The sequence below is a fragment of the Cryptosporangium minutisporangium genome (assembly GCF_039536245.1).
Taxonomy (GTDB): Bacteria; Actinomycetota; Actinomycetes; order Mycobacteriales; family Cryptosporangiaceae; genus Cryptosporangium; species Cryptosporangium minutisporangium.
Map to the genome: position 1 here is coordinate 24,763 of NZ_BAAAYN010000046.1, position 22,229 is coordinate 46,991.

Consider the following 22,229-nt stretch of genomic DNA (forward strand, 5'->3'; position numbering starts at 1 on the left):
CCACGGTGATCAGGCCCCACCCGCGCAGCCGCCGCGCGGGTGGGCGCCCGACGACTCCGCGTCCGGGTGGGTGGCCGAGGATCCGTACGGGGCCGCTCCGCGGTACCCGGAGGGCACGTACGACCGGCTGAACTTCCAGAACCCCGGCCAACCGGGGCCCGGCTCCGGTTACCCGGCGGAGTCTCACCCCTCCGCGTCGTGGGATCCCGATCCGCGCGACCGCGGGCCGTGGGGCGCGGCTCCTCCCGAGCCGCCGCGGCGTCGCCCCGAGCCACCACCCGAGCACTCCGGCGGGCTCGGCTACTCCGGCGCGCCCGGCCATCCCGGGGCACCGGGGCATTCGGGGCCGGCCGTCGACGACGCGGCTCACAGCCACGCGCACAGCGTCGCCTCGCCGGTCTCGGCCCGCACCCGCAAGGCCGTGATCGGGATCCTCATCCCGGCGATCGTCGCGACGCTGATCGGGCTGATCGTGCTCTGGCCCGGGCAGGTGGACTACAGCAGCAACACCGGCCAGAGCGGCCAGCAGCAGCGCGCCACCGGCACGGTCACCGAGGTCGTCGAGCAAACCTGCCCGGAGACGCCCGAGGCGGAGTCGGCCGGGCTGACCGGTCCGTGCGGCAGCGCCACGGTCAAGATCACCGACGGCACCGGCGAGGGCCAGACCGTCTCGATGGAACTGCCGCAGGGGCCTGGCGCGCCGCGAGTCGACGTCGGCGACGACGTCGTCCTGCTGGTCTTGTCCGACGGGAGCGGTGAGGGCGAGTCGACGGCCCGCTACACGATCGTCGACAAGCAACGGTCCGGGTCGCTCTGGCTGCTGGCGGCGCTCGCCGCCGTGGTGGTCATCGGCTTCGGCCGCCTCCGCGGGCTCGCGGCGATCGGTGGCCTGATCATCAGCTTCGCCGTGCTGCTGCTGTTCGTGCTGCCCGGCATCCTGGACGGCTCGCCACCGCTGCTGGTGGCGGTCGTCGGGGCGTCCACGATCATGTTCGCGGTGCTCTACCTGACGCACGGCGTCTCGGTACGGACCTCGGTGGCGATCCTCGGCACGCTGGCCAGCCTCGTGCTCACCGGGCTGTTGGGGGCCGCGTTCACCGCGCTGACCAAACTCACCGGGCTCGGCGACGAGCAGAGCGTCTATCTGGCCACCGTCGAGGGCGGCGTGGACATGCGCGGCCTGCTACTGGCCGGCATCATCATCGGCTCGCTCGGCGTGCTGGACGACGTCACGATCACGCAGTCCCAGGTGGTCGCGGAGCTGGCGCGGACACCGCGGAGCCGATGGGAGCTCTACCGGGCCGCGATCCGGGTGGGGCGGGCGCACGTCGGATCGGCGGTGAACACGATCGTGCTGGCGTACGCCGGAGCGTCCCTGCCGCTGCTGCTGCTCATCTCGGTCAGCGGGCAGAGCCTGGGTTCGCTCGTCACCGGCCAGGCGATCGCCGGCGAGATCGTCCGAGCGCTGGTCGGGACGATCGGCCTGGTCGCGTCGGTGCCGATCACCACTGCGCTGGCCGCTCTCGTCGCCGAGTCCCCCGCCGAGGACGAGGACCCCGCGGAGACGCCCGCCGCGTCCCACCCCTGAGCATCCGGGGCTCGCCTCGCCACCGAATTTCCCGAATAACAACGCCTCCGGGCGGGGTGAGAGGTGGCCTTCCCGAAAGACCACCTCATCCGCCGTCGCGAGAGGTGGCCTTCCCGAAATCGGCCCGCTGCCCGGGCGGCAGGTGCTCAGGCCGCCGCGGCGGATTGGGCGGCCTGGACCGCCTTGCGCAGGCCCTTCACGACCGGGCCGACTCGCTCGCCCAGCGCCTCCAACCGACGCTTGAACTGACGCCGGTCCGCGCGGCTCACCACGATCTTCAGCTCACCGGACGCGGCCAGCGCGACGACGGCCGCGTCCCGCAGGTCGAGCCGGTCGACCGGCTCACCGCCGCGCAGCGCCCGCCGGGCACTCTCGGCCAGCCGGCTCCGCGTCCGGGTGTCGCGCAGCGAGACGTTCCAGATCGGGAACAGCCCCAGGACGCGTTGCCGCTCGGCCCGGATGACGTGTTCGGCGGCGAGTTGCTCGCGGACCAGCGTCACGGCCGCCCGGCCGCGGCGGCCGATCCAGTGCTGCCACTTGCGCGGCCGGCTGCTGGCGGCGATCTCGGCGAGGACGGCGCTCTGCAGGGGATCGGCGACCACCGGGTTCCCGACCACGACCACCCGGCCGTCCTGGTCGGCGACGTGCCCGGCGAGGACCAGCTCGGTCAGTGCACCGGCCCGCAGCAGCGTGCCCAGGAAACTCGTGTTCGTGAGCCGCTGCTTCTTGGGGTCGTAAGCGAGCAGGAACAGTCTCGCGGGTAGGAGGGTCTCGTGCTCCATCGTGTTCTCCTCGGGGGTTCCGGGTCCCGGGCGTCCGGACGAACGGCTTCCGGGACCGCGGCTACTGCTCGGGATCGGACGGCTCGGCGTCCGCTCCCGCTCCGTCTGGTTCGTCGTTGTTGCGGGGGCGGCCTGGCCCGCGCATCCGTCCCGCCTCGCGGGGCAGCCGCCCGGCGTCACCGAGTGAGCGGCGGAGCAGGAACTCGATCTGCGCGTTCGTGCTGCGCAGCTCGTCGGACGCCCACCGTGCCAGGGCGTCGTGCACGGCCGGATCGAGCCGCAGGAGGATCTTCTTGCGCTCGCTGGCCACCGGCTCGTCCCTGTCGTCAGTACAGGGAGCCGGCGTTGACGATCGGCTGCGTGCCCCGATCACCGCAGAGGACGACGAGGAGGTTGCTGACCATCGTCGCTTTCCGCTCCTCGTCCAGCTCGACGACGCCACGCTCGGCGAGCCGGTCGAGCGCGAGTTCCACCATGCCGACCGCACCCTCGACGATCCGGGTACGAGCGGCGACCACCGCGTTGGCCTGCTGACGCTGGAGCATGACCTGGGCGATCTCCGGCGCGTAGGACAGCCGGGTGATCCGCGACTCGATCACCTCGACGCCCGCCGCGGTGACCCGGGCCGCGATCTCGGCGGAGAGCCTGCCGGTGATCTCGTCGGCGTTGTCGCGCAGGGAGAGCTGGTCCTCCGGAGCGTCGTACGGGTAGCTGTTCGCGATGTGCCGAACCGCGGTCTCGCTCTGGATCGCCACGAACTCGACGAAGTCGTCGACCTCGAACGCGGCTTTCGCGGTGTCGGACACCTGCCACACGACGACCGCGGCGATCTGGATCGGGTTGCCGTCGGCGTCGTTCACCTTCGCCAGCTCGGTCTCGTGGTTGCGCACTCGGGTCGAGACCTTCTGCCGGTTCGTGATCGGGTTGACCCAGCGGAGGCCGGCCTCCCGAATCGTGCCGGTGTAGCGGCCGAGCAGCTGCACCACTCGCGCCTCGCCGGGTGCGACCGGCGTCAGGCCGCACAGGCCGAGCAGCGCGGCGAGCGCCAGCACCACGCCGAGCACGATCAGTGCCACCGGCCCGGCACCCGGCGCGTTCTGCGCACCGATGATGATCGGCGCCGGCGAGGCCAGCAGGACCACCAGCAGGGCGATGGCGATCGGGATGCCCGGAAGGCCGTCCTGCCGGTGCTCGCGGACCTGCGGTGCGGGCATCTCCACTATCGGCTGATCGGTAGTCATGACGTTCTCCTCCTGCGGTCGATAGCTTCAATGTAGCAAAGTGATATCACTTTTTCAACCGACGCTCGATGGAGGGGAGTGACGACGGCGGCAGGCGTTCGGACGGTTCACGCGCCCGAATACGGGCGGGTATGGTCACGTCCGGACGACCGTGGGTAGCCCCAGCTTCACCGTCCCCGACCCGCTACCCTCACGAGCTCGATTGCGAGTCGTAATGAGCATCCTGAGCAGGAACAACGTGTCGGTGACTGGCCGTGAGACCGGTCCGGCGATGGTCTTCGCGCACGGTTTCGGATGCGACCAGACGATGTGGCGGTACCTCACACCGGCGTTCGCCGACCGGTACCGGATCGTGCTGTTCGACTACGTCGGCCACGGCAAGTCGCAGCTGGCCGCGTACGACGCTCGCCGGTACGACTCCCTCGGCGGATACGCCCAGGACGTGCTGGACGTCCTCGATGAGCTGGACATCTCGTCGGCGGTGTTCGTCGGACACTCGGTGAGCTCGATGATCGGCGCGCTGGCCGCGATCGAGCAGCCGGACCGATTCGAGAGCCTGGTCATGGTGGGGCCGTCTCCGCGCTACCTCAACGATGCATCAGCCGGATACGTCGGCGGATTCGAGCCGGACGACCTACGCGGTTTACTCGACTCGATGGAGAGCAACTATCTCGGGTGGTCGAGTGCGATCGCTCCAGCGATCATGGGTAACGGTGACCGTCCAGAGCTCGGCGAGGAGCTGACCAACAGCTTCTGCCGTACCGATCCCTCGATCGCCCAGCAGTTCGCACGGGTCACGTTCCTCGGCGACAACCGTGCTGATCTCCCGAAGGTGCCGGTCCGATCGCTGGTGCTCCAGTGCACGGCAGACGTCATCGCCCCGGAGGTGGTGGGCGAGTACGTCCACGAGAACCTGCCGGAGAGCAAGTACGTGCTGCTCTCCGCGACTGGCCACTGCCCGCACCTCAGCGCACCGGCCGAGACGATCGCCGCCATGCACGACTTCTGCTGAGCCGTGGCCGAGGGGATAGTGGAGTGGAGATGCCGGAGCGGCCACATCCGGCCGCCGAGTGCCTGCCCGCGCCTGCCGGGTCGGGTCGACGGCGGACGGCCACCCGGGCTCGACGCCGTACCCCCTCGGAGTTCGCCGATCCGGTCGACGACCTCGCCGAACCGGCCGACGACGCGGATCCGATGACACCGACCGAGGGTGCCGAAAGCCCGCTCGACCAGGCGCCGTGTGGCTTCGTCGTCACCGACCCCGGTGGCCTGATCACCCAGGTCAACCGTCACTTCCTGACGTCCACCGGGTACCGCGCCGACGACCTGATCGGCCGGCTGCGGTTCCAGGACTTGCTCGCACCCGGCCATCAGATCTTCTACGAGACCCACTACTCGCCGCTGCTGCTCATGCAGGGCTCGGTGCGGGAGATCGCGGTCGACATCAAGGACGCCCGGGGCGAGCGGCTCCCCATGCTGGTCAACGCCGTCCTCGATCGGGATCCCGCCGGGGAGCCGCGGGCGATCCGGACGACGGTCTTCGGCGCGACCGACCGGCGCCGGTACGAGCGGGAACTGCTGGCCGAGCGACAGCGCGCCGAGAGCTCCGAGGAGCGCGTCCGGACGCTGCAGCGCGTCGCCGCCGAGCTGGCGGCCGCCGACGACCTCGCCGAGGTGGGCCGGGTCCTGGTCGACGCCGCGCTCGACGCCGTCGACGGCGACCGCGCCGGACTCTGGCTGCTCGATCGGAACCAGATCGCGAAGGCCACCGAGGTCGACCAGGCGCTGGGCAACGACGGACCGGCCGCCGTCGCCCTCTCCCACCACGGGCTGGTGCAGATCGCCGCGGTGAACATCGCAGAGATCGGCGACCTGTCCCGGATCCCGCTCCCCGACCCGTCCGAGTTCAACGCCCGGCGCCGAGGTCCGGTGCTGTTCGACTCGCCGCAGTCGGTCTGGGACAGCCACCCGATGATCGCCACGGCCATGAAACGCACCAACACCGGCATGCTGGTCGTGATCCCGCTCGACGTCGGCGACCACCGGGTCGGCGTCCTGGCTGCGGGCTGCACCCGCAGCCGCCAGCTCGACGACGACGACCGCGAGCTGCTGCACGCCCTCGGCAGGCAGGGTGGGCAGGCGCTGGAGCGGGCCGCGCTGCACGCCGAGGCGAGGAAGGCGGCCGAACGGTCGGACTTCCTGGCGACCACCGGCCGTGCGCTGGAGGAGCGGGTCGGACTCGTCGAGCGGGCCCAGCGCCTCGTCGAGCTGGTCACCTGGGAGATCGCCGACGTCGCGAGCGTCGAGTTCCTGGACACCGATGGCCCCCGGCGGCTGGCCGATGCCCGGTCCCTGCGCTGCGCGGACACGGCGGTGGCCAGCCCGATCGGGATCGAGCCCGGCTGGGCGGGTGACCTGATCACCCAGGTGATCAACGGCAGCCGACCCAAACTGCTCTCCGAACGGCTACCGATCGGGCCGACCGGGCCGCAACCGGCCAACTGGTGGCTCGCGCTGCCCTTGCGAGCCTCCGGGCGCACGCTCGGCGCGCTGGTGCTCGGGCGCTACGGCCGGTCGTTCAGCGTCGACGAGGTGACGTTCTGCGGCGAGGTGGCGGCGACCGCCGCACTCGCCCTGGACAACGCCCGGCGCTACGAGCAAGAGCGAGAGGTCGCGTTCACGCTCCAGCGCAGCCTGCTCGCCGGCGGGCTGCCCCGACGGCCAGGTCTGCGGATCGCCACCCACTACCGGCCGGCGATGGAGAACCTCGAGGTCGGCGGCGACTGGTACGACGCGTTCGAGCTCCAGGGCGAGAAGATCGGCGTCGTCGTCGGGGACGTCGTCGGACGAGGGCTGAACGCGGCCAGCGCGATGGGCCAGCTCCGGAGCGCGATCCGCGCGCTCGCCGGAGCCGGGCTCGGCCCGGCCGAGCTACTCAGCCACCTCGACCGGTTCGTCGTCCAGTTCGACGCCGGCCGGATGGCCACGCTGGTGTACCTGGAGTTGACCCCGCGGACCGGACATGTCCGCTACGCGTGTGCCGGGCACTTCCCGCCGCTGCTGGTCCAGGGCGACGAGGAGGCCCGGTACCTCTGGGACGGGCGGTCGACGCCGCTCGACGCCTACGCCGGGCAGCCCGGCCGGTCGGAAGCGGAGATCACGCTGCTCCCCGGCGCGCGGCTGTTGCTCTACACCGACGGTCTGATCGAGCGGCGCGGCCGGCTGATCTGGCGCGGCCTGGAGATGCTCCGCGAGGAGATCCATAAGCACCGCGGCTCGTCGGCGGCCACGCTCGTGAACGAGATCGCCGATTCGATGCTGCGTGACGAGAGCAGCCGCGACGACGTCTGCCTGCTCGCGCTGTCGCTGGCCGAGTCGGCCCCGTTCGAGGAGCGGGTCCCCGCGGACCTGACGGAGTTGACCGGCGTCCGCAACCGGCTGCGGGACTGGCTGGTCGACCACGACGTCGATCGGCACGACGGCTTCGCGATCGTCCTGGCCTGCTCGGAAGCGATCGGCAACGCGATCGAGCACGGGTACCGCAATCCGTCGGCGGCCACCACCGGCGTGGTGACGGTCTCCGCGTCGATCGTCGACGAGCGTGTCGATGTCACGGTCCGCGACGGCGGGATGTGGCAACCTCGGGAGACACCGCCCGACCGCGGGCGGGGACTCATGCTGATGAATCGGCTGATGGACGAGGTGACAGTCGACCGCGGAGACGGTACGACAGTGACGATGTCGCGCCGGGTGAGATGGGTGGGGCCATGATGCGGGACGAGGTGCGGATCGACGGTCAGAGACCGGAGATCGACTGTGCCGGCGCTGGCCTGCCGCCGGCTGCGGCGACCGTCGCGGTCTCCGAACTGCACGGCGACGATCGGCAGCCGGACGATCCGCCCGAACAAGTGGTCACGTTGGTGGCGTTCGCGGGTGAGATCGACCTGGGCACGGCCCCCGCGCTCGGCGAGACCGTCCCCAGCCGCACCACCGACGCGGCGGCCGTCCTGCTCGATCTCTCCGCGGTGACGTTCTTGGACAGCGCCGGCGTCCGGCTGCTGGACAACTTGGTGCGACTGCACGAGGGGCGGGGCACCGCGGTCCGCCTGGTCGCTCCCGAGCACGGCGTCGCCCGGTTCACGCTGACGCTCTGCGCGTTCCGGTCGGAACTGATCGAGTCCACGGTCGCCGCGGCCAGGGCCTCGCTGCGCTGACGAGTTCGGGGTCAGTCCGCGATCGACGGGCTCGGTACCACCGCCGGGTCGCCGCCGATGAGGCTGGTCGGCGCGGCTTGGCGGGAGGCCTTCCACTCCGGTAGGCGGTCGGCGTTGATCGCGGCGAACATCGCTGCGGTGGCCTCTTCGTCGACCTGGACCGCCGTGCCGTACGGCGTCCACAGGGACTCGCTGGAGTACGGGAGCGTCTCGAACGTCAGGTCGCCCGGTCGCAGGCCACGCAGCGCGAACGCCAGCCCTTCGACGTCCATGCTGTCGTCCACGGTGATCGCGCTGGTGGCGGCGCGGAGGAACGAGTCGAACCGGAGCGGGTTGGTCAGCGTGCCGCCGCTGACGGCCTTGTCCAGCAGCGCCTTCAGCACGATCTGCTGGTTGTGGATCCGGCCGAAGTCGCTGCCCGGCACCGAGTACCGCTGGCGCATGAAGTCCAGCGCCGAGTCGCCGCCCATGTGGTTGCAGCCGGCCCGCCAAACCCGGTTCGTGTGGATCGACCGGACCGTGTACGTGGTGCAGACCCGGACGCCGCCGACCGCGTTCACCATGGTCCGGACGCCGTTGAAGTCGACGACGACCGCGCCGTCGAGAGGGAGACCGGTGAGGTCGTAGACGGCTTTCGCCGCCAGCGGGGCGCCGCCGTACGAGAACGCGGCGTTGATCTTGTTCTTGCCGCCCTGCCAGGTGCCGCCGGCCGGGATATCGACGTACGCGTCCCGGGGAATCGACACCACGTACGCGCTGCCCAAGTCCGCGGTGACGTGGACGAGCATCATCGTGTCGGAGCGCTCGCCGACGGTGTTCGCCTGGACCGACGGGTCGGCCAGCCGGGAGTCGGAGCCGAGCACCAGAAAGTTGAGCGGGCCGACGATGTCGTCGCCGGGGTCGTAGCTCGAGCCGGTGCCGTCGGTGCGCTGCGTCGTGGGGACGTCGCCCAGCAGGTCCGCGCGTTTGATGTTCTTCTCGTACCGCGCGCTGATCGCCCAGGCGGCACCGATCGTGCCGACCGAAACCAGGAGGAGCGCGACCCCCACGATGAGGCCCACCGTGGTCCACGGTGTGCCGCCCCTCCGACCTACGCCCACTCGTTCCGCCCTCTGCTGTCACCCGGTTGGCACCGCCGGTCGCGCTCTCTCCCCGGTACATCGGCATCGATCGGATCGAGTCAAGGAGGCGAATCTGTTCGCGCACGATACGGCAGGCAATTCAGCAATCTAGGAGTACCCCGCTACCCCCTCGATAATCACCGTTCGCGGACCCGATGACCAGGGGTTTCCCGGGCCGCTTCGACAGCAGTGGATGGCGAGGTGCCGGCGTGCACTAAACGGCCTCGACGGGCCGTGGTAATAGCGCAGAAATCGACGCGAGAAACGGTGGACGCAATTCGTGGTGCGGACTTCCGGCAAAGTATCCGGAAACGGTGATTAACTATCGAGTAGGCGCTCGCACAGCGCCGCTCCCGGCGTGTCGCGTCTGTTGTCCTCCGCGAGTCGGGGGAGGTCGATACCGGCAAAACAGATGATAGGCACGGGCCGCCGCGAAATGGTCCATCTCGCTAGGCTCCGTTCTGATGCACACGCAGCAAAACGTCACTCCAGTCAGCAATGATCACGAATTGGAGCCCGGATTTCGGCCGCAGAACACCGGACATTCACGTCCGACGCCCGAATCCTCTAACGACGGAACTGCTGCGAGTGTGAAGTCGCTCACGCCGGAGTTCACGTACCGGCCGGGGCTGGACGGTATCCGCGCATTGGCCGTCACGGCGGTGCTGGCCTATCACCTCGGTGCCGGCTGGCTGCCCGGCGGATTCCTCGGCGTCGACGTCTTCTTCGTCCTCTCCGGGTTCCTCATCACGACGCTGCTGGTCACTCGCGCCGGGCCGGGCGGACGGGTCGACCTGGAGGACTTCCTGGCCCGCCGGGCGCGCCGACTGCTGCCCGCGGCGTTGCTGATGGTCGCGGTCGTTGCGGTCGTCGCCGCGTTCACGCTGCCGACCCACCGGCTCGGCGCATTCCGCCTGGACGCGCTGTGGACCGTCCTGCAGGGTGCGAACTGGCGGTTCGTCGCGTCCGGCCAGTCCTACGTCGACGAGTTCGCGCCTCCGTCGCCGCTGCGGCACGCCTGGTCGCTCGCGGTCGAGGAGCAGTTCTACCTGGCCTGGCCGCTTATCGTCGCGCTGGCGCTGCGGCTGCGTCGAGGGCGCTTCTGGCTGGTGCTACTCGCCGGCGTCCTGGCCCTGGCGTCCGCGGCGTGGATGCGCCATCTCTACGCCGCGCCGGACCCGTCCCGCTCGTACTACGGCACCGACACCCGGGCGCACGCGCTGCTGACCGGCGCGGTCCTCGCGCTGCTTCTCCTCGGCCCGGGCCGGGAGCGGTGGGCGCGGTGGCTCGGACGGCTCGCGGTGCCGGCTCTGCTCGGGCTGCTCGTCGCGGCCGCGCTGGTCGGCGACGACTGGCACGGGTACTACCGGGGCGTCGGGTTCGTGGTGGCGCTGGTGGCCGCCGGGTTGGTGGGTGCGGTGGCGGTCGCCCCGGACGGGCCGGTGGGCCGCTTGTTCGCGCTCGGGCCGCTGCCGTGGATAGGGCGGCTGTCGTACGCGCTCTACCTCTGGCACTGGCCGGTCTACTGGTGGCTGGACGAGGTAGCGGTGACCACGTCCGGGACGCCTCTCGACGTGCCGGTCGTCGCCGTCGGCGCCAAGCTGGCGCTCACGTCGGCGCTCGCGCTGGCGTCGTACCGTCTGGTCGAGAAGCCACTGCAGGGCCGATGGGCCAGGCGGCGGCGCGCTCCGTTGACCGCGCGCGCACTCCTGCCGGCACCGGTGGCCGTCGTGGCCGTGCTCGGCGTCGTCGGCGTCACGACGCTGCGGGCGACCCCACCCCTGGTCGCCGAGCCCGCGACGCCGGGGTCCGAACCGCGGGTGCTGGCCGCCGCACCCTCACCGCGGGCCGTCCGCCTCGCGACCGCAGGCGATTCCGTTGCGAAGAGCCTCGCGCCCGGGCTGCATCGGCTCGCGACCACCCGCGGCTGGGGGTACGTCGACAGTGCGGTCAGCTCCTGCTCGGTCGCCGCGCTGCTGATGGTGGAGTCCGACGGCGCGCCGTACGCGGCCGGCCGCCGCTGCCCGGACGTCGTCCCGGCGATGCAGCGTGCCCTGGTCAGCGACTTCGACCCGACGCTGATCCTGGTGCACTCCCGGTGGGAGACCCACCCGGTCCGGCGCGCCGACGGAGCGGTCGTCGAGCCGGGTACCGCAGCGCACGTCGCACACGTGCGTCGCCAGCTGACGATCGCGCTGCGGCGGCTGACGGCCGGCCGCGCCCACGTCGTCCTGATCGAGCCGATCCCATTGGCGGAGTCGCTCTGCCGGCGGCTCGGGCACTCGTCGGCGACCTGTCGGACGCAGACCCGGGACCCGCAGGCCGCCCGGTACAACGCACTTCGCCGATCGACCGCCGCGGCGTTCCCCGGCCGGGTCACGGTGATCGGGGTGACCGACCTGCTCTGCCCCGGCGGCGAGTGCGCGGACGAGGTGGGGTCGCGCCGTCCCCGGCCGGACGGGCTGCACTTCTCGCCGGAGGGCGCCGCGTGGCTCGCGCCGCAGATCCTGCGCCGGGCCGTCGACGCGGGCGCACTCGGCTGATCCGGCCGCCGCGTGCGTCCTCCACCTTCCGACCCGGAGTGTGACCGGCTTCTCCGCCTCATCACTGGGGGCGTCTCGCCTGCTCTGCTACGGTTCGAGGCGCGAGGGGGAGTAGCTCCCAATGTCGCGGTCGACATACTGATGCTGGCGGGTTCGACCCGCAGGCCTCCGGCCGCGCGGCCTTCACGGGCGAGCGAGACCTTCGACTCAGGCGTATTGACGCCGGGTCGAGGTCGTGCGCGCACCTGATCCGGCTTAGGACCGGAAGGTGTTTCGTGGCTGGTTTTTTCACGGCGCTGGCCGTCAGCTTCGGCGTGATCTTCGTTGCCGAGTTGGGCGACAAGTCGCAGCTGATGGCGCTGACGTTCGCGACCCGCTTCCGGGCGCTCCCGGTACTCATCGGCATCACGATCGCCACCGCGATCGTGCACGCCGTCTCGGTCGCGGTGGGGTACGGGCTCGGCTCGGCGCTGCCGACCGGCTGGATCGCGTTGATCGCCGCGCTGGCATTCCTCGCGTTCGGGCTGTGGACGCTGCGCGGGGACACGCTCACCGAGGAGGAGCGCACCAAGGCGGAGAAGACGACCAAGTCCGCCGTGGTCGCGGCGTCGGTCGCGTTCTTCCTGGCCGAACTCGGCGACAAGACGATGCTCGCCACGATCACGCTGGCCACCCAGTACGGCTGGTTCGGCACCTGGCTCGGCTCGACGATCGGCATGGTCGCCGCCGACGCGCTGGCGATCGTCGTCGGTCGTCAGCTCGGCAAGCACCTGCCGGAGAAGGCCATCAAGTACGGTGCCGCCGCGCTGTTCTTCCTGTTCGGTGCCTGGCTGCTGGTGGAGGCGATCGTCGAGCTGACGTGATCATCCGGTGCGCGACGGCTCCAGGGACGGCGTGCCGTTCCAGGACGCCGACCGGATGTCCTTGAGCGCCTGCTTGCGGACCTTGCCGCCGAGCCGCTCGACGTAGAGGACGCCGTCCAGGTGGTCCACCTCGTGCTGGAAGCACCGCGCGAGGTATCCCTCACCGACGACGTCGACCGCGTTGCCGTCCACGTCGACCCCGGTGACGCGGACTCGCGACGCCCGGGGCGTCGGGAAGCGCAGACCGGGGATCGACAGGCATCCCTCGTTCTCCTCCTCCAGCCCGGCGGAGAGCCGCTCCAGCACCGGGTTCACCACGTGTCCGCGCCGTCCCGGCCCGCAGTCGTAGGTGAACAAGCGCAGACCGACGCCGACCTGCGGTCCCGCCAGCCCGGCACCCGGGGCGGCCTTCATCGACGCCGTCATCTGCTCGACCAGTTCGGCGAGCGCGTCGTCGAACACCTCGACCGGCGCGGCCGGCCGGTGCAGAACCGGTTGCCCGGTGACGACGATCGGCAGCAGGCCGTCCGCCCCTCGGGGTGGCAGGATCACCGATCCGCTGCCGGTCTGGGTCGAGCTCTCCATCAGCGGTCCTCTCGCTCCGTCAACGGGTCTCTCGGAGATGGGTCGGCGGTGTCGCCGGCATCGGACGGTGGGAGCAGGGGGAACACCCGGGAGACCAGCGCGACCGGACGCGCGTCCGGCGGCCGGTCGTCCGCCCGCTCCCGATCGGCGAACCGGGCCGCCACCGCCCGGACGGCCGCCGCCACCGCGGTCATCTCCTCCGGCGTCAGCCAGAGCACGTGGCTCGTGGCCTCGTCCGCGCGCCACCGCGGGTCGACTTGATCCCGCCCGGCGAGCCAGCGGCGGTACCCCTCGTCCTCCAGTTCCCGGAGCAGCGGATCCCACTCACCGTCGGCGGCCGGGCGGGCGGTCGGCTCGCGGCGCAACCGCCACGGGCGACGTCGTCCGGGTCCGCTGCCGGGCGGAACTGGCGCTTCCTCCACCAGGCCTGCTCTGGCGAGCTGCCGCAGGTGGAAGGAGCAGGACCCGGAGCTCTCGCCGAGCTGCCGGGCGGCCTGATTCGCGGTCACCGACCCGTCGGCCAGGAGCTCCAGGAGCGCCGTCCGCACCGGATGAGCCGTGAGCTGCGTCGGGGAGGCGGCGTCCGAGGACATGCTTTGCAAAGTAGCACTTTTGCAAAGTGTCGGGCCCGCGGCGCGCTGCTTGGTTGTCGCCCTTCCCGGGTGTCGCCGAGATGGTTGTCGTCGATTCCGTGCCATGGTCCGGAATCCACGACAACCACTGCGGACGCAGCCCTGAGAGCGCGACAACCACTCGCCGCCCGTACGGAGAGCGCGACAACCATCCGCTGCTCCGCACGGAATGCGCGCCAACCATCAGCGGCGCCACGCTGACGACTAGTTCTGCCGCGCAGTCGGCCACCCCCATTGCCGTTAGCGTCGATCCAGCAGAAGCCCGCCGGGTCGACGTCCTGCGTCCAGAGGGTCGGCGTCTCCCGGTACACCCGATCGAGGTCGCCGATGAGCTTCTGAACACCCGCGTGGTCGGGTTTGTCCAGCACCCACCAGTCCAGCGACCGAGGAGGGGGATGGCGGCTCAGCCGCCGTCGGCGGTGGGTGCGCCCACGAGGACCCGCACGATCGCCAGCGCGGTCTCCACCTCCGGGGCGCCCCGGCCGAGCAGGTGCGCGTACATGTGGAAGTCGCACACCCGAACGATCGCGACCGCGAGCGCCGTGATCGGGAGCGGCAGGGTCAGCCGCCCGGCCGCCCGTTCCTGCTCCAGCAGTTCCTCGACGAGCGCGGCCGCGCGATCCTCGATCGCACCCGGCATCGTCGCCAACCGGATGAACACCATCGGTTCGCGCTGGGTGAGGGCCTTGAGTCCGGGTGCGGCCAGTACCGCGCGCATGAACCGCGCCAGCACGTCGACGACGTACTCCGGACCGCCCGCGCCGGGGCCCTGGCCGTTCTGGGCCGATCGCTCCGCAGAGCGGAACGTCCGCTCGGTCGCCTCGGCCAGCACGACCGCGAGCAGCTCTTCCCGGTTGCCGACCCAGCGGTAGAGCGTGGCCCGCCCGATGCCCAGTTGGTGTGCGAGCGCCGACATGTCGACCGGCTCGCCGTCGAGATACGCACGGGTGGCCAGCGCGACGACGTCGGCGGGGCCTCGGGCAGGGAGCACCGGCGCGGATCGCTCGGCCACTCGTAACTCCCCGGTCGCTCGGCTCGGCGCTGCCCGGCCATCTTAGTGGGCCAACTCACTCTGCGGATCGGGCATCCGGATGGATCCAGGCCGTCCGGGCTGTTAGGCGACCTCCCACAGGGCCGGGGCGGACTCCGGTTCCCAGCCCGGGACGGAGCGGTGCGGCTGCAGGCAGCGGTAGGTGACGCCGTCGAACTCCACGAGATCGTCGACGTCGTAGGCGATGCCGGACTCCCACGCGGGCGTGGGTTCGTCGGTATTCGGATCGCCGCCGTTCGGCGCCGCGTCGCTCGGCCGCGCGCTGCTCGGGCTCACCGTGGCGCCGGTCGGTCGCACGGCCGGTGCCGCCGGTGCGGCCGGTGTCGCCGCGTCGTCGTCGCCGGGAATCCTGTTCTCCCCGGCGCGGCCGAAACGGACGTCCGAGCAGGCGTACAGCGCCGCGTCGGTGTCCTCGCGCTCCCAGATCGTGTAGACGACGTGCGTCCCGGAGCGCTTCGGGAGGCGGACGCGAACCCGGTAGGCGTTGTCCGTACCGGGTTTCCCTGTCACCTGGCCGATCGGCTTCGGCTCCAGGTCCTCCCAGGTCAGCGGCTGCTTGGGGTCGTAGCCAGCGCGGGTGAGAAAGAACCGGAGCCGACCGGAGTGCCGGTCGTCGAGGCGGTACTCGAACGTCGTGGTGCCCTCGCTGGGCACCACGGTCGTCGGCCAGTCGTCGCGGGCGAGGTCGAGACCGCGGTACCGCTCCCGGCCCGCGCTGCACAGCCGGGTGTCCGGAATGACTTCCCGGTGCCGCTCGCCGACGTCCGGGATGCTCACATCGGTGCCGTCGCCGAGCGCTTCATCGGTGGCCGTGCGGATCGCCGCGGCCGCGCGGCACGCCTGGAACAGGTCCCGGTTCGGGGTGCCCGCCCGGCAGGCGTGCCCCCGGCTCGCGGGGGTGATCGCCGTGCCGGTGGCCTCCGCGCCCGGCGCCCAGATGAGCAGGAGCGGAACCGCCACGGTCGCCGCGGCCACGATGCCGGCCGCCGCCAGCAGCTGCGGACGGCCGAACCGGAAACGGGTTGGCTCCGGTGGTGCGGGGAGCGGCGGCGGAGGGTCGGCGTGATGCCGGCCCGGAACGATCTCGGGCGGCGTCGGCTGTTGCGGGACCGCCGTCACCGCACCGGCCGCGCGTCCGAGCAACTTCGTCAGGTCGTTGGTTAACTCCGTCGGCGACTTCGCCGCCCGGCGGTGTGACCCGCGGGCGGACGGCTGGACCGAACTCGCCGACCGCGCTCGCCCGTCCACTGGACTCCTGTCCTACCCCCACCACGCCCGTCGCGGCTGATGCTAGTGCACCGCAACGTTCGGCCGTCGCGTGACTGATTACCTGCTCACCGGCGTTATTGCTTCTCTCTTCTGGTCCACGTCTGCGGTCGGCCACCAGTTCACTCCTCGACTCGATGCGTTTGCCCTACGGGTGCTGCGGGATAGGTCTGGAGGTAGCTGGACCGAGGGAGTGAGCGCGTGGCACAGACAGCGGTTCGAGAGATCGAGCGGAAGTACGAACTGCCCGAGGGAGTGTCCATCCCCAGCCTGGACGACCTGCCAGGAATCGCGGTCGATCGGGCGGCGGACGTCTTCGAACTGGAGGCGGTCTACTTCGACACCACGGACCTGCGGCTGGCCACCCACCGGGTGACGCTGCGCAGGCGGACCGGCGGTGAGGACGCGGGTTGGCACCTGAAGCTGCCCGCCGGACCGGACGGCCGGGACGAGATCCACTGGCCGCTGGGGCGCGCGAGCCGCACCGTACCCGCCGAGCTCGCCGCGCTGGTCGCCGCGTACACCCGGGGCCGGACGCTGGAGCCGGTGGCGCGGATCCGGACCACCCGCACCCGCCGTCGGCTGCGGGACACCGGGGGATCGGTGCTCGCCGAGGTCGTCGCCGACGAGGTGGCCGGCCAGACGCTCGGAGCTGAGTCGACGCTGTCGTCCTGGTCCGAGCTGGAGGTCGAGCTGGCCGGCGGGTCGCGCGAGGTGCTGGACACGGTCGAAGCGCGGCTCCGCTCGGCGGGCGTGCGCCGCTCGCCGAGCGCGTCGAAGCTGGCTCGGGTGCTGGGCACGCAGCCGGCCGCCGACCAGGGTGCGCCGCGGCGTCGACCGACCGTGGGGCAGCTGGTCGTCGACCACCTGCGCGAGCAGGTCTGGACGATGCTCGAGTACGACCCCCGGGTCCGCCGGGACGAGCCGGACGCGGTGCACAAGATGCGGGTGGCCACCCGCCGGCTCCGGTCCGCGCTGCAGACGTTCGGCGCGGTCGTCGATCGTTCGGCCACCCGGCCGGTCACCGACGAGCTGAAGTGGCTGGCCGGCGTCCTCGGTGAGGCGCGCGATCTCGAGGTGTTGCGCGCGAGCCTGGACGAGAAGATCGCGGCGACCGCCGACGAACTCGTGGTGGGCCCGGTGCAGGCGCGGGTCACCGGTCACCTCGCGCACCAGCAGGGCGAGGCGCGCGAGCACGTGCTCGCGGCGCTGAACGGCAAGCGGTACTTCGCGCTGCTGGACGCGCTCGACGCGCTGGTCGAGGACCCGCCGCTGACGCGCAAGGCACGCGGTCGCGCCGCCCGGGCCCTGCCGAGGACGCTGCGCCGCGGTCAGCGCCGGGTCGCGCGTCGAGTGGATGCCGCGGCTGCGCTGCCCTCGGGTGAGCAGCGCGACGTCGAGCTGCACGAGGCCCGGAAGGCCGCGAAGCGCGCCCGGTACGCGGGAGAGCTGGCCCGGCCAGCGCTCGGGAAGGCCGCGAAGCGCTACGCCACCGCGATGGAGGACGTCCAGGAGGAGCTCGGCGCCCACCAGGACAGCGTGGTCGCGCGTCAGGTGCTGCGCGAGCTCGGCATGCAGGCCCACTTGGCGGGGGAGAACGGCTTCACGTTCGGGCTTCTCCATCGCGGGGAGCAGGCCGCCGCCGACGCCGTCGAGGCGCGCATCCCCGTCGTGCGCAAGGCCGTCCGGGCGGCGGGACGCGCGCTGCGTTGAGTGCGCGTCGATCCCGCGTAGTACGTCGGGCGAGGCCGATTGTCGCTCGTGGGCGTAGCGCGGTAAAACTCGGACGTTCGCGGACTCGGGTCTGGTACTTCGCGGTACCGTCCGGTGTTCCAGTTGCGCGGTGTTAGAGAGGGCCCACTGATGCGGTCGTTCCTCCGGCGGGTCCCAGCGGCTTTGCTCGCGGTCACGCTTGCTGCCGGGTTGGCAGCGTGTACCGATGACGAGTCGAGCAACGGCGGCAAGAGCGCGGTCGACCTGGACGCGACCGTCGTCACCACCGAGGGCGGAGCCCTCCGCGGCTCGTCCGCCGCCGGTTACCGGTCGTTCCTCGGCGTTCCGTTCGCGGCGCCGCCGGTCGGGAACCTGCGGTGGCGGCCGCCGCAGCCCGCCGAGAAGTGGTCCGGCGAGCGCGACGCGACGAAGCCGGGCGCTGCCTGCACGCAGGGGTCCAGCCTCGTGAGCGGCGGCGAGTCCGGGAAGGGCAGCACCATCGAAGACTGCCTGTACCTGAACGTCTACACGCCGACGACCGGGACCGCCCGCCGGACGCTGCCGGAGGCCGGCCGCGACGGCAAGCTCCCCGTGATGGTGTGGATCCACGGCGGCAGCTACACCAGCGGAGCGGGCTCGGACTACGGCCCCGGCCGGCTGGTCACTCAGGGCGGCGCCGTCGTCGTGACGATCAACTACCGGCTCGGCGCGCTGGGCTTCCTCGCGCTGCCGGAGCTCTCCCGGGAACAGGAGCTGGGCTCCGGCACCTACGGGCTGCTCGACCAGCAGGCCGCGCTCCGCTGGGTGCAGAAGAACGTCGCGGAGTTCGGTGGTGACCCGAAGAACGTCACGCTGTTCGGCGAGTCGGCCGGTGCCGGCAGCGTCTGTGCCCAGATGATCGCGCCGCAGGCCAAGGGCTTGTTCGCGAAGGCGATCGCGGAGAGCGGGTGCGCGCTGCGCGGGCCGACGCAGGCGAAGGCGGAGCAGACCGGGACCGCGCTGGCGGCGAAGCTCGGCTGCCGGGGCGCGGAGGTGCTGACCTGCCTGCGCGGGAAGTCGTCGGCCGCGATCCGCTCGGCGGCGACCGCCACCAGCACGAGCCTGACCTACGCACCGTCCAGCGGTAACCCGGTGCAGCCCACCGACATCGAGTCCGCGTTCGCGGAGGGCAAGTTCCAGAACGTGCCGCTGCTGCAGGGCACGAACCACGACGAGGGCCGGCTGTTCATCCTCTCGCTGGGGCTCTCCGGCATCGGCCCGGCGCTGTACCCGGCCGCGGTGCGGCGGGCGACCGGACCCCTGGCCGACCAGATCCTCGCCCGATACCCGCTGTCGAAGTACGGCACTCCCGGGGACGCGCTGGGCGCGATCGTCACCGACTCCACGTTCTCCTGCCCGGCGCTGCGGACGAACCAGTCGGCGGCGAAGCGGACGACGGTCTACGCGTACGAGTTCAACGACCCGAACGCGCCGCTGCCGAAGATCGGGAACTATCCGCTGAAGGCCGCGCACGCCGCGGAACTGCCGTACCTGTTCGAGATGGAGCGGCTCGGCGGGCTGCCGCAGACGGCCCAGCAGCTCAGCCGCGAGATGGTCGCGTACTGGACGAGCTTCGCTGCCGACGGTGACCCGAACGTCGACGGGGCGCCGAAGTGGGGAACGTTCTCGCCGGGCGGCTCGTCGATGCAGGCGCTGGTGCCGCAGGGGTCGACGGCGCTGCCGACCGACCGATTCGCCACCGAGCACAACTGCGACTTCTGGGCGAAGAACCCCACAGTCTCGTTGCGCTCTTAGTGGGCGGCCCGCCCAGAACGACGCTGACAGGCGAGCGCGAGGCCTTGAGACACAGCTAGGTCGAGCCCAGCGGAAGTTGCCTCGCGCGGCGCCTGACAACGGCGGCTCAGCGGTTCGCTGCGGCCTCGCGCTCGACTGCCGGCCCCGCTCTGGGCGGGCTCCAGGTTCGAGCTCGAGCCGCTACGCGGTCAGCGGGTGCGGCCTCGTGGTTTGAGGGGGGTGGTGGGGAGTTCGGGTGCGTGCAGGGGAGCGCCGTCGAAGCCGGTCACGGTGCCGAACCCGCGGCCGGCCTCCCAGTCGGCGCGGGCCGCGACGATGTCGTCGTGGCTCCGCCCCACGAAGTTCCACCACATCACGATCTGCTCCTCGAACGGCTCGCCGCCGAGCACGAGGGTCCGGCCGGCGCCGGTCAACGGCAGCTCGGTGCGGCCGGTACCCAGGTAGACCAGGCCGCCCGCCGGGACCGGTTCGCCATCCACCACCGGCCCGTCCTCGAACGCCAGCACCGCGTACTCGAAGTCCGGACGCAGCGCGAGCGTGCCGCCGTCCCCACCGATCAGCACCTCGGCGCCGACCAGCGGCGTGTAGGTCCGCGCCGGCGAGGTCGCGTCCTCCAGCGTCCCCATCAGGACGGTGACGGTCAGGCCGTCGCGCGCCACCACCGGCAGATCGCCATGGTGCGCGAACGCGGGCGCCACCGCACGCTCCCCCGCGGGTAGCGCGACCCAGAGCTGGGCGCCGTGCAGGATCGGCGTGCGGTCGGCCGGTGACTCCTCGGCGTGCGAGATACCGACGCCCGCGGTCATCAGGTTGAGCTGTCCCGGCCGGATCAGCTGCTCCGATCCGAGGCTGTCCCGGTGGAGCACCTCACCGCGCACCAGCCAGCTGACGGTCTGGAGCCCGATGTGGGGGTGCGGTGGCACGCGCATCCCGCCCGGTCCGCCCGACCCGATGTCTTCCGGTCCGTAGTGATCGACGAAGCACCACGCACCGACCATCCGCCGGTCGCGGTGGGGCAGCGTCCGGGTCACGGTCAGCCCCCGGGGGCCGCCGAGGACGACGTCCCGGCCGATCAGGAGTTCGCGGACGGGCGCCGTCGCGACGTCCGACCGACCGCCGCAGGTGGCCTCGGTGGGCGCGGGATCGAGGTTGCTCACGGGGCGAGCGTACGTCGCGGTGTCGGGTTTCCCGCCGCTGATGTCCGACGCCTGTCGGATGACCGGTGTGCAGCGACGATGCCACGATCGTCGGGCCCGCTGAGCCCTCGCCGAGGAGGACCTTCGTGACCTACGCTTTCGACCCCGAACTCGCCGCCGTCATCCCGCTGCTGCCCGTCGTCGACCTGGACGACCTGGCCTCGACGCGGACCATGCAGGCCGAGCTACTCACTCAGCTGGCGGGCCCGGACGGGGAGACGGACGTGGACGTCCGCGACGTCCGCGTGCCCGGGCCGGAAGGCGCACCCGACGTCCTGCTGCGGATCTTCAGTCCGAAGGGTCACCGGCCGGGCGAGTCGGCGCCGCTGCCGGCGATCTACGACATCCACGGCGGAGGTTTTGTCCTCGGCTCGATCGACATCGACGACCAGCGGAACAAGGAGCTGAGCGCGGGCATCGGCGCGGTCGTGGTCAGCGTCGAGTACCGGCTCGCGCCGGAGTACCCGTTCCCGGCGCCACTCGAGGATTGCTACGCCGGCCTGGTCTGGCTCGCCGACCACGCCGATGAACTGGGCGTCGACGCGTCGCGGATCGCGCTGTTCGGCATCAGCGCCGGTGGTGGCCTGGCGGCCGGGCTCGCGCAGCTCGCCAGGGACCGCGGTGGGCCGGCGCTCGCGTTCCAGTACCTGGGCGTACCCGAGGTGGACGACCGGCTGGAGACGCAGAGCATGCGGACGTTCGTCGACACTCCGCTCTGGAGCCGGCCCCGGGCGATCTTCAGCTGGGACGCGTACCTCGGTGCCGGGAGACGCGGCACCGACGAGGTGAGCCCGTACGCCGCACCCGCCAGGGCCACCGACCTCACCGGGCTGCCGCCCGCCTACGTCTCGGCGATGGAGTTCGACCCGCTGCGGGACGAGAGCATCGCGTACGCGCTGGCGCTGCTCGCTGCCGGGATCAGCGTCGAGCTCCACCTGTTCCCGGGGACGTTCCACGGGTCGGGGTTGGTGGCCACCGCGGAGGTCTCGAAGCGCGAAGCGGCCGAGGGCCTAGCCGTCCTCCGCAAGGCGCTCCGGGTCTAGCGACGCCGAACCCTAGGGGACCGGCTCCAGGGGTCCCGCCAGCTTCCGGGCCCAGAGCGCGAGCTGGGCCCGGAAGCGGTCGCCCGGTTCGTCCAGGCGCCAGCCGAGGGCGTCCTCCACGTGCGCGAGGCGCGCGGCGACCGAGCTGTGGTGCAGGTAGAGCGCGGCCGCGGCCTGGCGGAGCGACCCGGTACGGCAGAACGCCTCCAGCGCGGCGACGTCGAGCGCGCCGCTGTCGGTGCGCGCCAGAGCGTCCAGGGCCCGGACGTCCGGCTGGTCGCGCAGCCGGGCGGTGGGGATCTCGGCCAAGAGCGCGAGCGGGCCCAGCGCATCGTGGTCGACGACGGCGTCACCGGGATCGGCCGCCGGAGCACCGGCCGGGGACGCGAACCGGAGCGCCAGGCGGGCCTGGGCCCACGAGGCCTCCGCGGCCAGCCCGTCCACGTTGCCGCCGACGCCCACCCGGATGCCGGTCGACGTCGGCGCTCCACCGCGGCGGGGCGTCGCGTCCGCGGTGGCGCGACTCTCCCCGGCGCGGTCGCGGAGGGCGGCGCGTAGGTCGGCGGCGGGCGAGCCGGTGCCGTCGCGACGCTGGAG

General features: G+C 71.9%; 19 protein-coding genes. 9 read left to right on the forward strand and 10 right to left on the reverse strand.

Features of this window, described 5'->3' with window-relative positions; translation table 11 throughout:
* Positions 1–70 precede the first annotated feature (70 nt).
* Positions 71–1,588: a YibE/F family protein gene (locus tag ABEB28_RS32780; RefSeq protein ID WP_345732135.1), complete on the forward strand. Its 1,518-nt coding sequence runs from the start codon at positions 71–73 to the stop codon at positions 1,586–1,588.
* A gap of 146 nt (positions 1,589–1,734) precedes the next feature.
* On the opposite strand, the gene ABEB28_RS32785 is transcribed toward ABEB28_RS32780, so the two are convergent.
* From ABEB28_RS32785 to ABEB28_RS32795, 3 genes are all read right to left on the reverse strand, one after another.
* Positions 1,735–2,370: a GOLPH3/VPS74 family protein gene (locus tag ABEB28_RS32785; RefSeq protein ID WP_345732136.1), complete on the reverse strand. Its 636-nt coding sequence runs from the start codon at positions 2,368–2,370 to the stop codon at positions 1,735–1,737.
* 61 nt (positions 2,371–2,431) lie between these two features.
* On the reverse strand, positions 2,432–2,680 hold the full coding sequence (locus ABEB28_RS32790; protein WP_345732137.1) for a type II toxin-antitoxin system antitoxin: 249 nt from the start codon (positions 2,678–2,680) through the stop codon (positions 2,432–2,434).
* 16 nt (positions 2,681–2,696) lie between these two features.
* Entirely contained in the window at positions 2,697–3,611 is a 915-nt protein-coding gene (locus tag ABEB28_RS32795) for an SPFH domain-containing protein (protein ID WP_345732138.1), read from the reverse strand.
* Between the two features lie 214 nt (positions 3,612–3,825).
* Here ABEB28_RS32795 and ABEB28_RS32800 point away from each other — a divergent pair, with 214 nt between their 5' ends.
* Genes ABEB28_RS32800 through ABEB28_RS32810 form a run of 3 tightly spaced genes read left to right on the forward strand, consistent with a single transcriptional unit; the run spans position 3,826 to position 7,825 of the window.
* Positions 3,826–4,623, forward strand: a complete 798-nt coding sequence (locus ABEB28_RS32800; protein ID WP_345732139.1) for an alpha/beta fold hydrolase — start codon at positions 3,826–3,828, stop codon at positions 4,621–4,623.
* Positions 4,624–4,652: 29 nt separating this feature from the next.
* Positions 4,653–7,382: a SpoIIE family protein phosphatase gene (locus tag ABEB28_RS32805; protein WP_345732140.1), complete on the forward strand. Its 2,730-nt coding sequence runs from the start codon at positions 4,653–4,655 to the stop codon at positions 7,380–7,382.
* Positions 7,379–7,825, forward strand: coding sequence for an STAS domain-containing protein (locus ABEB28_RS32810; protein ID WP_345732141.1), 447 nt, complete (start codon positions 7,379–7,381; stop codon positions 7,823–7,825). Before ABEB28_RS32805 ends, ABEB28_RS32810 begins: the two co-directional genes overlap by 4 nt.
* 11 nt (positions 7,826–7,836) lie before the next feature.
* Here the strand turns inward: ABEB28_RS32810 and ABEB28_RS32815 are convergent, their stop codons facing one another.
* A complete protein-coding gene (locus tag ABEB28_RS32815; RefSeq protein WP_345732142.1) occupies positions 7,837–8,886 on the reverse strand; it encodes an LCP family protein in 1,050 nt (349 codons plus the stop codon).
* Between the two features lie 650 nt (positions 8,887–9,536).
* Between ABEB28_RS32815 and ABEB28_RS32820 the strand changes: the two genes are divergently transcribed.
* Together ABEB28_RS32820 and ABEB28_RS32825 are read left to right on the forward strand one after the other, a co-directional pair.
* Positions 9,537–11,489: an acyltransferase family protein gene (locus tag ABEB28_RS32820; RefSeq protein WP_345732143.1), complete on the forward strand. Its 1,953-nt coding sequence runs from the start codon at positions 9,537–9,539 to the stop codon at positions 11,487–11,489.
* Positions 11,490–11,764: 275 nt separating this feature from the next.
* Positions 11,765–12,352, forward strand: a complete 588-nt coding sequence (locus tag ABEB28_RS32825) for a TMEM165/GDT1 family protein (protein ID WP_345732144.1) — start codon at positions 11,765–11,767, stop codon at positions 12,350–12,352.
* Here ABEB28_RS32825 and def read toward each other — a convergent pair whose 3' ends face one another.
* From def to ABEB28_RS32845, 4 genes are all read right to left on the reverse strand, one after another.
* Complete coding sequence (def, locus tag ABEB28_RS32830) at positions 12,353–12,937, reverse strand: peptide deformylase (RefSeq protein ID WP_345732145.1); 585 nt, start codon at positions 12,935–12,937, stop codon at positions 12,353–12,355.
* Positions 12,937–13,530 carry a winged helix-turn-helix domain-containing protein gene (locus ABEB28_RS32835; protein WP_345732146.1) on the reverse strand — a complete coding sequence of 198 codons (594 nt, stop codon included), beginning with the start codon at positions 13,528–13,530 and terminating at the stop codon, positions 12,937–12,939. Before ABEB28_RS32835 ends, def begins: the two co-directional genes overlap by 1 nt.
* A 442-nt stretch (positions 13,531–13,972) precedes the next feature.
* A complete protein-coding gene (locus ABEB28_RS32840) occupies positions 13,973–14,581 on the reverse strand; it encodes a QsdR family transcriptional regulator (RefSeq protein ID WP_345732147.1) in 609 nt (202 codons plus the stop codon).
* 102 nt (positions 14,582–14,683) lie between these two features.
* Complete coding sequence (locus ABEB28_RS32845) at positions 14,684–15,868, reverse strand: lytic polysaccharide monooxygenase (protein ID WP_345732148.1); 1,185 nt, start codon at positions 15,866–15,868, stop codon at positions 14,684–14,686.
* Between the two features lie 219 nt (positions 15,869–16,087).
* Here ABEB28_RS32845 and ABEB28_RS32850 point away from each other — a divergent pair, with 219 nt between their 5' ends.
* Both ABEB28_RS32850 and ABEB28_RS32855 read left to right on the forward strand, forming a co-directional pair.
* Positions 16,088–17,599, forward strand: a complete 1,512-nt coding sequence (locus tag ABEB28_RS32850) for a CYTH and CHAD domain-containing protein (RefSeq protein WP_345732149.1) — start codon at positions 16,088–16,090, stop codon at positions 17,597–17,599.
* 150 nt (positions 17,600–17,749) lie between these two features.
* Positions 17,750–19,393: a carboxylesterase/lipase family protein gene (locus tag ABEB28_RS32855; RefSeq protein WP_345732150.1), complete on the forward strand. Its 1,644-nt coding sequence runs from the start codon at positions 17,750–17,752 to the stop codon at positions 19,391–19,393.
* Positions 19,394–19,581: 188 nt separating this feature from the next.
* Here ABEB28_RS32855 and ABEB28_RS32860 read toward each other — a convergent pair whose 3' ends face one another.
* Positions 19,582–20,550: a pirin family protein gene (locus ABEB28_RS32860; protein ID WP_345732151.1), complete on the reverse strand. Its 969-nt coding sequence runs from the start codon at positions 20,548–20,550 to the stop codon at positions 19,582–19,584.
* A gap of 125 nt (positions 20,551–20,675) precedes the next feature.
* Between ABEB28_RS32860 and ABEB28_RS32865 the strand changes: the two genes are divergently transcribed.
* Complete coding sequence (locus tag ABEB28_RS32865; RefSeq protein WP_345732152.1) at positions 20,676–21,632, forward strand: alpha/beta hydrolase; 957 nt, start codon at positions 20,676–20,678, stop codon at positions 21,630–21,632.
* 12 nt (positions 21,633–21,644) lie between these two features.
* Here ABEB28_RS32865 and ABEB28_RS32870 read toward each other — a convergent pair.
* The coding region (locus tag ABEB28_RS32870; RefSeq protein ID WP_345732153.1) for a PucR family transcriptional regulator at positions 21,645–22,229 on the reverse strand (585 nt) is incomplete at its 5' end.